The following is a 12,483-nucleotide window of genomic DNA, read 5'->3' as shown; positions in this document are numbered from 1 at the left end:
TGGAATTCTCAAAGATGCGGATTGCGCGGCCGATAGCGCTCAATCAGCGCCTCGTTGACCTCCTTGGCGCCCGGCATATTGGCGCTGAGATAAATGGGTGCGGCGCCGCCAGCCGACTGCAGACGCGCAGCTGCTTCGACGAAGACGGCGTTCATCAGCGCTGCCCCAATCGAGGTTGATACCGGGCCGGCACGCAATTTGCTCCCCGGCAGGTTGACGGTGGCGTCGCCAGGAGGCGCACCATTGTCGAGGACGATGTCGGCGACATCGGCGAGCCGCGTCCGCCCTTGGGCAGCGGCCTTGGAATAGGCTTCCGAGGTGATCGCGATAACGGTCGCTCCGATTGTCTTGCCTATCAACGCAGCCTCTACGGTGGCCGTATTGACGCCGCTGTTGGACACGACGATCAGCACATCGTTTGGGCCGATCGGATAGCGGGCGAATATGGGCGCGACGATGCCCGACATCCGCTCGAATACGGTGCCCGCGACCGCACCTTCATGTACCATGGTCGTGGCGGCGAGGATCGGCACGGTCAGCGCCAGCCCACCGGCCCGGAAATGTGCCTCTTCGGCCATGGTATGGCTGTGGCCGGTGCCAAAAACGTAGACCAGCCCGTCAGCCTTGGCCGTACGCTCGACGGCGGCGGCGGCGAGCGCGATCGCTTCGGCATTGTCGTCGTACAGACGACCGATGCGGGTGGTGAGGTCGGCCAGATAAGCGGCAGCAGTCGGCGTTTTGGTCATTTGTCCAATCCGAGCGTCAGATTAACGCGCATCACGAAGCAGTCGCCGCGATAGACCGCCCGCACGTATTCGATCGGACGGCCCGTCGCGTCGAGCGTGCGGCGGGTGAGAAGGAGAACCGGGCTCTGCAGCGAAATACCAAGCGACGCAGCACTGGCTGCATCCGGATGCGCGGACCAGAGCTTCTGCTCGGCTTCGCTCGGGTAGAGGCCATAGTCCTCGCGCAGCACGCGATAGAGCGAATCCGTGCTGAAATCCGCGCGTTCCAGCAGTTTCGGCGCCAGCATGGCCGGAATTTCGGTGCGCTCGAGACCAACGGGCTCGGCATCCGCCAGACGCACGCGAACGAGGCGATGGACCGGCGCATGCTCGGCAATGCCGAGTGCTGCCGCCGCTTCGCGATCCGCCGCGCCGACGCCTGCATCCAGCACGATGCTGGAAGCCATGCGGCCGCCGCGATGCATCTCCTCGGTGAAACCGCTCAGCGTGCTGAGCTGCTGTTCGATGTGCGGATGGGCCACAAAGGCGCCTCGACCGGTACGCGTCTCTACCAAGCCGCGCCGTTCGAGAAGCTTGAGCGCCTGGCGAGCTGTCATTCGGCTCGCGCCGAGTTCCTCGGCCATCTGCCGCTCCGACGGCAGTCTTTCGCCGACCTTCAGCGCACCGGACGCGATCTGCGCCGCGAATGAACTCGCGATGCGTTGGTAAAGCGGCACGTCGTCTGCGGCGATGATCGAAGGCATGGACAGGTTGAACCAGCATTTCTCGTGGTATGTACCACCTGGAACAACTGTGTAGAGCTTTTCCGGCTATCTGCGCAAGCTGCTGTCGCGGCGGGCGCAATAATTAGCGAAGGCGCGGTCCCAGGCCGGCTTCATCGAACCGTCCGGCTCATGACGGCGCTGTATCTGCCGGGTCGCAGTCGACGCTGCGCGGATCGACCCGAACCGCCCAACGGCAGTCGCCGCGAGGAGAGCTGCTCCCCTGGCGCCAAATTCCGTCCCGGCCGGGACGAGAACGGTGACGCCGAGCGCGTCGGCGATCATTTGGGTCCACATCAGGCTGCGCGCTCCGCCGCCGGTCAGCAGGATTTCGCCGCGGGCGCCTTCCAGACCTTGGTACAGATCGCGCATCGCCAGCGTCACGCCCTCATAGACGGCCCGGATCATATGAGGCCGCCCGTGCCGGGGTGCGAGACCGTAAAAACCGGCGCGCGCCTCATGGTCGACCACTGGCGCAATGATGCCGCTCTCGCTGAGATATGGCAGATAAGTCACGCCCTCGTTGCCGACAGGCAGCGGGGCGATCATCGCCTCGACCCGCGCGTAGAGATCGGGTTCCCCGGCTATGTCGGGCAACAGCGTTTCGATAGCCCAGTCAAGGTTGAGCGTGCCGGCCACGTTGACCATCGCACGGAACCAGTTCTCGCCGGGCAAGGTAAAAAGCAGACCTAGATTGGGTGGCGTGAACACGGGCCGATCCGAGACGATGCCGACCATGCAGGTCGTGCCGAGAACCGCCATCGCCATCCCGCTCTCGAGCGCACTGGCGCCAATGACCGTTGCCGGAACATCGCCGGCGCCGATAGCCACCGGCGTGCCTTCCCTCAGGCCGGTGGCAATTGCGGCCGTGGCCGTGACGAAGCCGGCTATGGTTTCGGAATCTGCTGCTGCTGGCAGCTTGTGCGCCAGGTCGGCGACATCGAACAGCGCAAGCATTTCGGGACTGTAGTCGCGCTGCCGCGCGCTGCCTGGCGCCACTGCAGCTTCCGTTCGATCGGCGGCTACCCGCCCGGTCAGCTTCAGACGCAGGAAATCCTTATAGCCGAAAACATGGGCCGCCCTGTCCAGCACATCTGGCTCATGTGCTCGCAGCCAAGCAAGGAGCGGCAACGTGCAGCCCTGCTGCAATACGCAGCCATCCGACTGGAAGATCTTTTGATAAAAATCCGGCACGTCGGTCGCCCGCAGTTCCAGCAAATCCTGCGACCGGCTGTCCTCCCAAATGATACCGGGGCGCAAGGCACTGCCGGTGTCATCGACCAGCCAAGCCCCTACCATGGCTGCCGACAAGCCCACGGCGGCAACGTCGTTTCCCACGATACCGGCATTGTCGAGAGCCGCGCGGATCGCCTCGCTCACCGCGCTCCATGCCAGGGCGGGATCGAGTTCCGACCAGCCCGGATACGGTCTTTGCAGGCGGATGCGACGAAATCCCATGCCGAGCTGTTGGCCTTTCTCGTCGAATACCGCGACTTTGGTTACGGACGAGCCCGCGTCGATGCCAAGGAAATAACTGGTCATGAATTGGTCTTATCTCTGACGGCACGCAATGCAGGCTGATCCACGGCCGCCTGGTGGCGGTTCAATCGTACCGGACATCAGCGCGTGCCTGTTTTTATTTTCACGAAGGGCTTCGCTGATGGCGCCGATCTGCCCGGTACCATATTTCAACTGCCCAGCCCGAGTTCGGCAACGAAATCGTAGGCGTCGCCGCGAAAAATCGACCGGCTGGATTCGACGACGACGCCGTCTTCCCTCCGGGTTATCCGGTAGATGTCGAGCGCCGCGGCGCCCGTTTGCGACTTGAGAAGGCGGGCGCTCTTTTCATCGAGGTTGATCGCCGAGAAACGCTGAACGGCCTTGACCGGAACATGGCCGAGATCGCGCAACGTCTGGTAGAGGGAATCTTCGATCTGCTTCGGGTCGGGCAAGATAGTAGCCGGAATCAATGAGCTTTCCAACGCAATGGGCTCGTTGTCCGCAAGCCGCAGCCGGCTCATTCTAACGACAGACCCGCCATGGGGCATTTCGAGCCGGCGCGCCTCGTCGGCATTGGCCAGGCTGAGGTCGCGCTCCAGCCACAGCGTACCTGGCGTCCTGCCGCGCGAGGTCATGTCTTCGGAAAAGGAATAAAGTCGGCTCAAGCTTTGCACGACGCGCTCGCGCGTCCCCGAAACATATGTTCCGCTGCCATGTCGCTGGGTAATCAGACCTTGCCGCACAAGTTCAGCCATCGCTCTACGCACGGTCACCCGCGAGATGCCAAGTTCGAGGGCGAGCTCGCGTTCGGGCGGAAGAACGGCTCCCGGTTTCAAGGTGCCCGAGGCGATCGCATCGACCAAGGCTGTCTGCAGACGCCTGTAAACCGGCGCATCACTTCCCTTGCTCTGCGCGGCAGCAAAAAATTCGAGGAATGTCACGCCTGGGGCCCATAGCGATAATACCAACACAATACCAATTTTAGCGATGGCCGCAACAGCTGGAGTGGCACGCCCCGCAGGTCCTATCGGCCTGCGGGCGGAGAAGCAGCTAAAGCTGCCTGCTGAAGCCAAGCCTCAGCACCTGAATTGGGCGAGTGGAAAGAGCAGGTTGCGCAGGGTTCGGAAGTTCGGGACGAAAGAGATCAAACCCCTTCGAGGATGATGATCGTCGGCCGGTCGGGCAAGGTCTTCAGCGAAACCGCCAACGACCGGCCGGAGAGGAATTCCACGGCGAAATCGTCGCCCATCTTACCCGTGAATTCGCTGATCGGGGTCGAATGGCGATGCATGGGCAGGATCATCGAAGAATAGAGCCGCGTGGTGATTTCGGTCATCCGGTCGAGCGACAGCGTCATGCCGCCGTCGATAGGCACCATAAGGATGTCGAGCCGGCCGATGGCGCCGTAATGCGCGTCCTCCAATCGGTGGTGCAGATGGCCGAGATGGCCGATGCACAGTCCTGCCACTTCGAAGATAAAGATGGAATTGCCGTCCTTGCCGAGATCGCCGCCATTGCGAATATCAGTCGGCACGTTGCGGATGTAGACATCGTCCACAACAAGGGCGTGGCGCGCCGGACCGCCATCCGGATTCCAACCGCGCAGCACATATTCGATGGCGGGATCCGGATGGTCCGAATAATGGGTGCGATGAGCCTTGTTCATGGTCACCACGCGCGGCAGCGGGTCAGCGCCGTAGACACCGGAAAAGTCGGTGGCGATCCTGACGCCGGCGGGCGTCTCGATGATGTAGGTCGAATGGCCGGCATAGGTGATCGTAACCTCGCCGTCGACGACTGCCTGGGCCAGCAGCGGCGTCTGCGCCTTTGGCGCCGTGAAGCTGGCATAGGTGGCCGACGGCAGCGCCTGCGCGATCGCAACGCATCTCGACGGCGGCGGCCCTTCCTGAGCCGAAGCGGCGGGGGGCCAGAAAGCCAGTATCAGCAGAACGGCGGCAGATAGGCGGAGCATGGCTGCCTCCCATGGCAGAACTGGCGCTCATGCCACGATAGCGCTAGCGATTACGATGGCTATCGGTGAGACAGTCACGTTTTCGCGAGCGCCGGAGGGGCCGAACGTCTGCCCGGCCGCCGTTGATCGTTAGCGATCAGGGCGTCGGCCGGAAGACACCGTTCTCGTCGCGCTTGAGCGGCGCGGTTTGCCGGGGAAGCGGCACACCAGGCGCGTCGGTCACCGAGACGCCCTCCGTCCAGTCGGCGGGTGCAATAGCGATGTAACGCGCATATCCACCCGACCCGCCAAGCGGTTTGGCAAAGCCGATTGTAACCAACGCCCCGGCCTCCGGCACCTTATCGAGGTTTGCAACGCCTTCCGCCTGGGTGAAATCGTTGTGAAGCAGCCAATGTTCGCCTTCGAGATTGGGCGTGGTGTCGGTGTCGAGCGGCTCATGGCCATGAAACAGGATCTTCCGCTCCAGATGCAGGAACTTCAGCGCGTCCAAACTGACGCCTGGAAATGGCTTTTGGTTGAAGCGAGCGGCATCGGACCATTTCTTGTACCAATCCGAACGCACGAAGACGACCGAACCTTCCGGTATGCGGCCGTGCTCCTTTTCCCACTCTTCGATGTCGGCGACCTGGAGGTGATAGCCTTCGTCACTTTGCACCTTGCCGCTGATGTCGATCACGACGAGCGGCCGCACGGCATAGGTGGCCGGCAGGTCGCTGATCGTTGCGCCGAGCGGGTTCCAGTGGGAGGGCGGATCGAGCTGCGTGCCATATTGGTCCGTCGACAACTCGTAGGCGGTCGCGACGAAGCCGTGCTTGTCGTAGGTGAACTCTTCGCCGGCCTTGACGTAGCCCTCGATGTCCTTCCCGGCGACAGTCGGCTTGAACTTGGCATTGGCGAAACCCGGCCATACCGGCTGCACCGGCTCAAAGGCATGGGTCAGATCGATGTACTTGGCCGATTTGAGCGTGTTCTCATAAACCGACCAGAGGGACGATTCCTGCGCCGACGCGATCGCCGGCACTGACCAGGCGGCTCCCAGCAAGGCGATACGAGCGAATTTAGATGCGTTCATCTGCAGTCTCTCCCCGAAATGTTGCCGAGTATCGCGAGTTTCCCGCAGGACGACAAGCATATGCATTCCTCCATATGCATTCCCCTCAAGAAGGTCGTGCCAATACGGATTCCATCAGATCCGCCAATCACCGCGATCGCATGGGCCATCGGCTCATTCAATTTGGTTCGCCATTCCGGATAAAATGCACAGCGCCAATGTCGCCGGTGATAATGACCTCTTATCGAGAGCGATAAGACCAAGCCTTGACCAACACGAAAAGATCGCGCTACCGTCGTTTAAATTCCCAATTGCCGTGCTGTCCACGCGCCGCTCGACGATAGCGCCTATGTGCGGCCTCAGGAGAGAACCATGACCATCACCGTCAAGGTCGGAGAGGCCAAGACACACCTCTCCGATCTGCTGGCCAAGGTCGAAGCTGGGGAGGAGGTCATCATTTCACGCGGCAACGATCCAATCGCAAAACTGAGCCGAATCCCCAAGAAAAACGACCTGGGCGCTCTGATCGAAGAAGCCCGCGCCGCGCGGGCCAGGGCCAAACCCGTCACGACCGAGGAGATTCTGGCCTGGAAGCATGAAGGCCATCGCTACTGATGGTCTTCGTCCTCGATGCGTCCATTGCGGCCGCATGGCTCCTTCCGGAGGAGCACAGTGAGGCGGCTGAAGCGCTGATTGGCGCGCTGACAGCGCAATGCCCGGTGCCGTCCCTGTTCTGGCACGAAGCCCGCAGCATCGTTCTGATGGCCGAACGCCGCAACCGCATTGCTCCAGGCGAGGCGATCGCGGCGATGGGCCGGTTGCGGCGCCTGCCGCTTGAGGATGCAGGAGCGGGTGGGGACGGATCTGTTTTGGCGCTAGCAACAAGCCACGGGCTGAGCGCCTACGATGCCGCCTACCTGTCACTGGCTCTCGAGCGAACGCTTCCGCTCGCCACGTTGGACCGCAAGCTGGTCGCAGCCGCGCTAGCCGAAGGCGTCGAGATCGTTGGGCCCCTCGACAATGGCTGAACCCCGGCCCCTTGTCACCTTCCCCGCGGTGTTGCCAATGCCAGAGATAGGATAACGGAAGACGTGGCCGACCTTGATTTCAGCCGGCAGCATTTTTCCGCCCACAGTCTGCTCCCCGCCTAACCCAGACAAAGTCAAACGTCTCGTAAAAGGAACGTCGGCAGAATTTCACTTCAGCAAGCGGCGCGGCCTTCCTTCGCGCTTTCGGGCAGAGGAACGCCCCTCACTTCGTCGGCGCCACCCAGATCTCGGCGTCGAGCCTCTTGGTCGCAAGGCCGCGTGCGATGGCTTCGGCGCTGCGGGCGTTTTTCGACAAGGCCGCGGCCTGACGCTTGCTGATCACCAATCCTTCGGCCAATGCCCGGTTTCCCGAAAACACCCGCGACAGGAATGGCACGCGGCTGCCGCGCGCCCGCGAGAATCGCGCTGGCATGGTTTGCCTTGATGTATGGGCGGCGACCTCGTCGATCCAGCCTTCCGCCAGCCGCGCCCCCGGCTCCAGCAGCAGCAGCCAGTCGCCCTTGGCCTGCCGGATACCGGCAGCAATGCCGCCGCTCGCCACAAAGAGGCAGCCGGCATGTTCGGCAACGCGGTGCGTCTGGTCGGTCGAGCCGGTGTCGCAGACGACGACGTCGCGCACCACGCCCTCGACCGCGCCGCCGATCAGCGAGGCGAGCGTGCGGGCAAGTCTCTCTTCGTCATTGAGGGTCTGGATGAGAACGCTGAGCATCGTTAGCCGAATAGCGGAAAGCCGGGCGTAGCGCCAGTTGTCGCGTGGCGCCGAAGAAAGTTCTTGCTTTGTTCTCATCGATGAAATAGGATTATTTTCATGAACAGAGCGATTCGACAGCCAGCCGACAGTCCCTGGGAGAGGGCGAAAATGGAACAGATCGTGCGTGCCGACATTGCCGCCTTCGGGGCCGGAAGAGCCGAGATGGCCAATGCGATGATCGAGCAGAGCGGCGTCCGTATCCGTCCGGACCGCAATCGCGGCCGGTCCGCCGGCATCAACCCGTCCGGCCGGTTCGAGCCGGTCAGCCGACATGTGTTCGACGATGGCTGGAATTCGCTGGAGGAACTGCCGCCCTTCAAGACCGAGGTACAGGTCGAGAAGCCACGGACCATCATCACCCGCAACCAATCGCCCGACATTTCCTTCGACCGCTCCATCAACCCCTATCGCGGCTGCGAGCATGGCTGCGTCTATTGCTTCGCCCGGCCAACGCACAGCTTCATGGGCCTGTCGCCGGGGCTGGATTTCGAATCGAAGCTATTCGCCAAGCCGGATGCGGCGCGGCTGCTCGACAAGGAACTGTCGAAGGACGGCTATCAGCCGCGCACCATTGCTATCGGCACCAACACCGATCCCTACCAGCCGATCGAGAAGCAGTACCGGATCATGCGCGAGATCCTCGAAGTGCTGGAGGCGCGCGGCCACCCGGTCGGCATCGTCACCAAATCCGCGCTGGTGACGCGCGACATCGACATTCTGTCGCGCATGGCCGAACGCGGGCTGGCCAAGGTGGCGCTGTCGGTGACGACATTGGACCGGATGTTGGCCAGAATGATGGAGCCACGCGCGTCGACGCCGACCAAGCGGCTGGAGGCGATCAGGCAGCTTTCGGATGCCGGCATTCCGACATCGGTCATGGTGGCTCCGATCATCCCCGGCCTAACCGATCAAGAGATGGAACGCATCCTCGATTCGGCATGTGCAGCAGGAGCACGCGAGGCCGGCTATGTCATCCTGCGCCTGCCGCTGGAGGTCGCGCCGATCTTCAAGGATTGGCTGCTGCGCCATTATCCGGACCGCTATCGCCACGTCATGTCGCTGATCCGCTCGATGCGCGACGGCAAGGATTACGATTCGGATTGGGGCAAGCGCATGAAAGGCGCCGGCCCCTACGCCTGGCAGATCGGCCGGCGCTTCGAGATATCAGCCAAACGGCTTGGTCTCAATGCCGAGCGGCGGTCGCTCAGGACCGACCAATTCGTCGTCGCGGCCAAGGCAACCGAACAACTGATGCTGCTTTGAAAACATCATGTGCCGCTATTGCCGGCGGCACATGAAAAGATCCCGTCCGGCCTGTCTTGTCCCCGGGCTTGCAGACGGTGCCCTTCGGGTCCGGTGCCCCGCCGACCCGAAGGGGCTTGCGGAGAATCGGAGCCAATGCGAACCTCGCCGCAACATGGCTCGCGTGCGCTCTGATTCTCCGCTTCTCTTCGAAATCGTTGAGAGACCCGATTTCTCCTTCGAGACGAAGGCGATGAGCGAGGGCCTGTGGCCAGTGGCGGGAATGGACGAGGCCGGCCGCGGCCCGCTCGCCGGGCCGGTCGTCGCAGCAGCGGTGGTGCTCGATCCCGCCAACATTCCCGACGGTCTCGACGATTCCAAGCGCCTCAGCCATCTGCAGCGCGAGGCGCTGTTCCTGAAAATCCTCGGATCCGCTCTTGGCGTGTCGATGGCCTCCGTCAGCGCGGAAGGCATCGATGGCAGCAATATTCTCAAGGCCAGCCTCGAGGCGATGCGTCGCGCTCTGGTCGGCTTGCCGGTGCAGCCGAAATTGGCCTTGGCCGATGGCCGCGATGTGCCACCCGGACTGCCCTGCGAAGGCAGGGCGCTGATCAAGGGCGACCAGCGCTCGCAGTCGATCGCCGCCGCCTCGATCGTCGCCAAGGTGATGCGCGACCGCATGATGTGCGGCTGCGGCAGCCATCACGCGCATTACGGTTTCGAACTCCACATGGGCTACGCCACGGTCCGTCACCGCACGGCGATCGAGCTGCATGGACCGGTGGCGCGGCTACACCGCGCGTCCTTCGCGCCGTTCCGGCTTGGCGGAACCGAAGTGCCTGATGAAGAGAGCCTTGTTGGGCTAGATTGAGCGAAAGCGACCAGGCGCGTAATCTCCCCCCTTGAGGGGGAGATGGCGGGCAGGCCAGAGGGGGTAGCCGCGCGTGAAGCGCCAACCTTCTCTTCATCCGACGTGTTATCCCATGGCGCCGCGACGCCGAAGCGACCCCCTCTGTCGCCTTCGGCGACATCTCCTCCTCAAGGGGGGAGATTATCTCCGCCATACAAAAAAGCCGCCAGGTTGCCCAGGCGGCTTCGATGAAGCGATGGTGGCGGCTGTCTAATTCAGCTTCGACTTCACGTCCTGAAGAGAGGCCTTGAACAGGTCGGCGCCGGCCTTGGCGTCGATCTTGCCGGCGAGCAGCGTGCGTGCAGCTTCGACGGCGATGTCGACGGCGCTGGCGCGCACCTCGCCGATCGCCTCGCGCTCGGCCTGACCGATCTTCAATTCGGCAAGTGCGGTGCGCCTGATAACATAGTCTTCGGTCTTCTGGTGTGCTTCAGAGGCTAGCATTTCGGCCTCGCGCTTGGCGGCAGCGACGATGTCGGCAGCCTCCTGTTCGGCTTCCTTGCGCTTGCGCTGGTATTCGCCGAGCAGTTGCTGGGCCTCCTCGCGCAGCCGGCGCGCGTCCTCAAGCTCATTGCTGATCTTGTCGGCGCGGGCATCGAGCGCCTTGGCAATCAGCCCCGGCACTTTGATGTAGACGGCAATGGCCAGGAAAATGACGAGGGCAACGGTGGCCCAAAGCGTCGCGAGTGATGTGGCGTCCATGATGCGCTCCTCACCTGGCCACGGATTTGACGGCTGCAGCGATCTCGGCCTTGCTGGCCTTGCCGCCGACAAGCGCCTCGACAATGGCCGAAGCGGTGTCTTCGGCGATCGTGCCGACTTCCTTCATGGCGTTGGCCTTGATGGACGAAATGCGAGCCTCGGCCTCGCCGAGCTTCTGGTCAAGCGCGGCCTCGACCTTCTTGCGGGCGGCCTCGGCTTCTGCCTTGGCTGCATCGCTGGCCTGCTGGCCGATCGCATTGGCCCTGGTCTTGGCCTCAGCCAATTCCTGCTCATAGGCGGCAACGGCGGCATCGGCCTCGCTCTTCAGCCTGGCGGCATGGTCGAGGTCCTGAGTGATACGGTCGTTGCGGACATCGATGATGCCGCCGACACGCGGCATCACCACTTTCTTCAGGAACAGATAGAACAGCCCGAAGGTGATCGCCAGCCACAGAAGCTGCGACGGGAATGTCGCCGGATCGAATGGCGGGAACACGCCGTGCGCCTCGGCAGGCACACCGGTGCTGGAATGCGTATCGCCTTCCGTGCCGGTATGGCCACCTTCGACGGTGGGCGCGGACTCTTGCGCAAAGGCAGATGTCACGAACATGGACTATTCCCTGATATCAGGCCTGCCGCTGATTGCGGCCGGCCGTCCAATTCCCAATTTAGCCGAACAGCGGCTCAGCCGAACAGCGCCAGAAGCGCAATGAGAAGGGAGAAGATGCCCAGTGCTTCGGTCACGGCAAAGCCGAAGATCAGGCGGCCGAACTGGCCATCCGCGGCCGACGGGTTGCGCAGCGCGCCCGCCAGATAGCTGCCGAAGATATTGCCGAGGCCAATACCGGCGCCACCCATGCCGAGGCATGCGATGCCGGCGCCGATGTACTTTGCTGCTTCTGCTTCCATTTGTTCAACTCCTTTGGATCTAAAAATTCCGTTGCGATTCCATCCGGCAGCAATGCCGAAAACTCTTGCCCAGCCTGGGTCAGTGCCCGGGATGCAGGGCGTCGTTCAGATACATGCAGGTCAGCACGGCAAAGACGTAGGCCTGCAGGAAGGCGACCAGCAGTTCCAGCGCCGTCAGCGCCACGGCCATTGCCAGCGGCAGGACCGATCCGGCGATGCCAAGCGTGCCAAGCGCGCTCAAGCTCACGACGAAGCCCGAGAACACCTTCAGCGTGATGTGGCCTGCCAGCATGTTGGCGAACAGACGAACCGAGAGGCTGACCGGGCGCGAAACGAAGGAAATCACCTCGATCAGCACCACCAGCGGCAGCAGGTATACCGGCACGCCATGCGGGACGAACAGTTTCAGGAAACCAAGGCCGTGCTTCATGAAGCCGTAGACGACGACCGTTCCGATCACCAGCGCGGCAAGGCCGAAGGTGACGATGATGTGGCTGGTGACGGTGAAGAAATACGGGAAAAGACCGAGCAGATTGGCGACGAGCACGAACATGAACAGCGAAAACACGAGGGGGAAGAACTTCATGCCCTGCGTTCCGGCTGCATCCCTCAGCATGTTGCCGACGAATTCATAGGCCATTTCCGAGACCGACTGAAGACGGCCGGGAACGAGGCTGCGGCTCGATGTGGTGAGATAGAGGAACGCCGACGCAACGGCGACGGTCGCGACCATGAAAAGGGCCGAATTGGTGAAGGATAGATCATAGCCGCCGATCTCGATCGGAATCAGCTTGTTGATATGGAACTGGTGGATCGGATCGACCTTGTCAGCAGCCACTTTAATTCCCCATCAAAGCCGTGCGGCTTGAGTGTCCTGTTCACTGCGCCGG

The 12,483-nt window shown here is 62.5% G+C and carries 15 protein-coding genes; 4 read left to right on the top strand and 11 right to left on the bottom strand.

Annotation, left to right across the window (positions count from 1 at the left end; genetic code table 11):
* Window positions 1-8: 8 nt before the first annotated feature.
* The 6 genes from ABID19_RS30765 to ABID19_RS30740 all read right to left on the bottom strand — a co-directional run bounded on the left by ABID19_RS30765 (window position 9) and on the right by ABID19_RS30740 (window position 6,051).
* Window positions 9-746, bottom strand: coding sequence for an SIS domain-containing protein (locus ABID19_RS30765; RefSeq protein ID WP_354494342.1), 738 nt, complete (start codon window positions 744-746; stop codon window positions 9-11).
* Window positions 743-1,489 carry a GntR family transcriptional regulator gene (locus ABID19_RS30760; protein WP_354494341.1) on the bottom strand — a complete coding sequence of 249 codons (747 nt, stop codon included), beginning with the start codon at window positions 1,487-1,489 and terminating at the stop codon, window positions 743-745. The genes ABID19_RS30765 and ABID19_RS30760 overlap by 4 nt, the downstream gene beginning before the upstream one ends.
* A gap of 66 nt (window positions 1,490-1,555) precedes the next feature.
* Window positions 1,556-3,049, bottom strand: a complete 1,494-nt coding sequence (locus ABID19_RS30755) for an FGGY-family carbohydrate kinase (protein WP_354494340.1) — start codon at window positions 3,047-3,049, stop codon at window positions 1,556-1,558.
* Between the two features lie 146 nt (window positions 3,050-3,195).
* Window positions 3,196-4,080, bottom strand: a complete 885-nt coding sequence (locus tag ABID19_RS30750) for a GntR family transcriptional regulator (protein WP_354494339.1) — start codon at window positions 4,078-4,080, stop codon at window positions 3,196-3,198.
* 71 nt (window positions 4,081-4,151) lie between these two features.
* Window positions 4,152-4,979, bottom strand: a complete 828-nt coding sequence (locus ABID19_RS30745; RefSeq protein WP_354494338.1) for an MBL fold metallo-hydrolase — start codon at window positions 4,977-4,979, stop codon at window positions 4,152-4,154.
* Window positions 4,980-5,115: 136 nt separating this feature from the next.
* Window positions 5,116-6,051, bottom strand: coding sequence for a cyclase family protein (locus ABID19_RS30740; RefSeq protein WP_354494337.1), 936 nt, complete (start codon window positions 6,049-6,051; stop codon window positions 5,116-5,118).
* 351 nt (window positions 6,052-6,402) lie between these two features.
* On the opposite strand from ABID19_RS30740, the gene ABID19_RS30735 reads away from it, so the two are divergent.
* Window positions 6,403-6,645 carry a type II toxin-antitoxin system Phd/YefM family antitoxin gene (locus ABID19_RS30735; protein ID WP_354494336.1) on the top strand — a complete coding sequence of 81 codons (243 nt, stop codon included), beginning with the start codon at window positions 6,403-6,405 and terminating at the stop codon, window positions 6,643-6,645.
* Window positions 6,645-7,058 (top strand): type II toxin-antitoxin system VapC family toxin, encoded by a 414-nt coding sequence (locus tag ABID19_RS30730; protein ID WP_352938104.1) that lies wholly within the window; start codon window positions 6,645-6,647, stop codon window positions 7,056-7,058. Before ABID19_RS30735 ends, ABID19_RS30730 begins: the two co-directional genes overlap by 1 nt.
* Window positions 7,059-7,281: 223 nt before the next feature.
* Here ABID19_RS30730 and ABID19_RS30725 read toward each other — a convergent pair whose 3' ends face one another.
* Window positions 7,282-7,788: a glycosyltransferase gene (locus tag ABID19_RS30725; RefSeq protein ID WP_354494335.1), complete on the bottom strand. Its 507-nt coding sequence runs from the start codon at window positions 7,786-7,788 to the stop codon at window positions 7,282-7,284.
* A 150-nt stretch (window positions 7,789-7,938) separates the two neighbouring features.
* Between ABID19_RS30725 and ABID19_RS30720 the strand changes: the two genes are divergently transcribed.
* Together ABID19_RS30720 and ABID19_RS30715 are read left to right on the top strand one after the other, a co-directional pair.
* Window positions 7,939-9,093 carry a PA0069 family radical SAM protein gene (locus ABID19_RS30720; RefSeq protein WP_354494334.1) on the top strand — a complete coding sequence of 385 codons (1,155 nt, stop codon included), beginning with the start codon at window positions 7,939-7,941 and terminating at the stop codon, window positions 9,091-9,093.
* A 154-nt stretch (window positions 9,094-9,247) separates the two neighbouring features.
* The gene (locus ABID19_RS30715; RefSeq protein WP_354494333.1) at window positions 9,248-9,943 is read left to right on the top strand and encodes a ribonuclease HII; all 696 of its coding nucleotides are present in this window, start codon (window positions 9,248-9,250) and stop codon (window positions 9,941-9,943) included.
* Between the two features lie 249 nt (window positions 9,944-10,192).
* Here ABID19_RS30715 and ABID19_RS30710 read toward each other — a convergent pair whose 3' ends face one another.
* From ABID19_RS30710 to ABID19_RS30695, 4 genes are all read right to left on the bottom strand, one after another.
* On the bottom strand, window positions 10,193-10,684 hold the full coding sequence (locus tag ABID19_RS30710; RefSeq protein WP_354494332.1) for a F0F1 ATP synthase subunit B: 492 nt from the start codon (window positions 10,682-10,684) through the stop codon (window positions 10,193-10,195).
* A 10-nt stretch (window positions 10,685-10,694) separates the two neighbouring features.
* A complete protein-coding gene (locus ABID19_RS30705; protein ID WP_354494331.1) occupies window positions 10,695-11,294 on the bottom strand; it encodes a F0F1 ATP synthase subunit B in 600 nt (199 codons plus the stop codon).
* 74 nt (window positions 11,295-11,368) lie between these two features.
* Entirely contained in the window at window positions 11,369-11,593 is a 225-nt protein-coding gene (locus ABID19_RS30700) for a F0F1 ATP synthase subunit C (protein ID WP_056103679.1), read from the bottom strand.
* A 79-nt stretch (window positions 11,594-11,672) separates the two neighbouring features.
* Window positions 11,673-12,431: a F0F1 ATP synthase subunit A gene (locus tag ABID19_RS30695; protein WP_095483947.1), complete on the bottom strand. Its 759-nt coding sequence runs from the start codon at window positions 12,429-12,431 to the stop codon at window positions 11,673-11,675.
* Window positions 12,432-12,483 lie beyond the last annotated feature (52 nt).

The organism is Mesorhizobium robiniae (assembly GCF_040545535.1).
Lineage (GTDB): Bacteria > Pseudomonadota > Alphaproteobacteria > Rhizobiales > Rhizobiaceae > Mesorhizobium > Mesorhizobium robiniae.
This window is presented reverse-complemented; position numbering and strand designations above follow the sequence as displayed.

Coding starts and splice junctions, on each gene's coding strand:
- ABID19_RS30705 (WP_354494331.1), bottom strand. CDS start 11,294: ATGTTCGTGACATCTGCCTTTGCGCAAGAGTCCGCGCCCACCGTCGAA.
- ABID19_RS30740 (WP_354494337.1), bottom strand. CDS start 6,051: ATGAACGCATCTAAATTCGCTCGTATCGCCTTGCTGGGAGCCGCCTGG.
- ABID19_RS30760 (WP_354494341.1), bottom strand. CDS start 1,489: ATGCCTTCGATCATCGCCGCAGACGACGTGCCGCTTTACCAACGCATC.
- ABID19_RS30735 (WP_354494336.1), top strand. CDS start 6,403: ATGACCATCACCGTCAAGGTCGGAGAGGCCAAGACACACCTCTCCGAT.
- ABID19_RS30725 (WP_354494335.1), bottom strand. CDS start 7,788: ATGCTCAGCGTTCTCATCCAGACCCTCAATGACGAAGAGAGACTTGCC.
- ABID19_RS30710 (WP_354494332.1), bottom strand. CDS start 10,684: ATGGACGCCACATCACTCGCGACGCTTTGGGCCACCGTTGCCCTCGTC.
- ABID19_RS30730 (WP_352938104.1), top strand. CDS start 6,645: ATGGTCTTCGTCCTCGATGCGTCCATTGCGGCCGCATGGCTCCTTCCG.
- ABID19_RS30700 (WP_056103679.1), bottom strand. CDS start 11,593: ATGGAAGCAGAAGCAGCAAAGTACATCGGCGCCGGCATCGCATGCCTC.
- ABID19_RS30715 (WP_354494333.1), top strand. CDS start 9,248: ATGGCTCGCGTGCGCTCTGATTCTCCGCTTCTCTTCGAAATCGTTGAG.
- ABID19_RS30765 (WP_354494342.1), bottom strand. CDS start 746: ATGACCAAAACGCCGACTGCTGCCGCTTATCTGGCCGACCTCACCACC.
- ABID19_RS30745 (WP_354494338.1), bottom strand. CDS start 4,979: ATGCTCCGCCTATCTGCCGCCGTTCTGCTGATACTGGCTTTCTGGCCC.
- ABID19_RS30720 (WP_354494334.1), top strand. CDS start 7,939: ATGGAACAGATCGTGCGTGCCGACATTGCCGCCTTCGGGGCCGGAAGA.
- ABID19_RS30755 (WP_354494340.1), bottom strand. CDS start 3,049: ATGACCAGTTATTTCCTTGGCATCGACGCGGGCTCGTCCGTAACCAAA.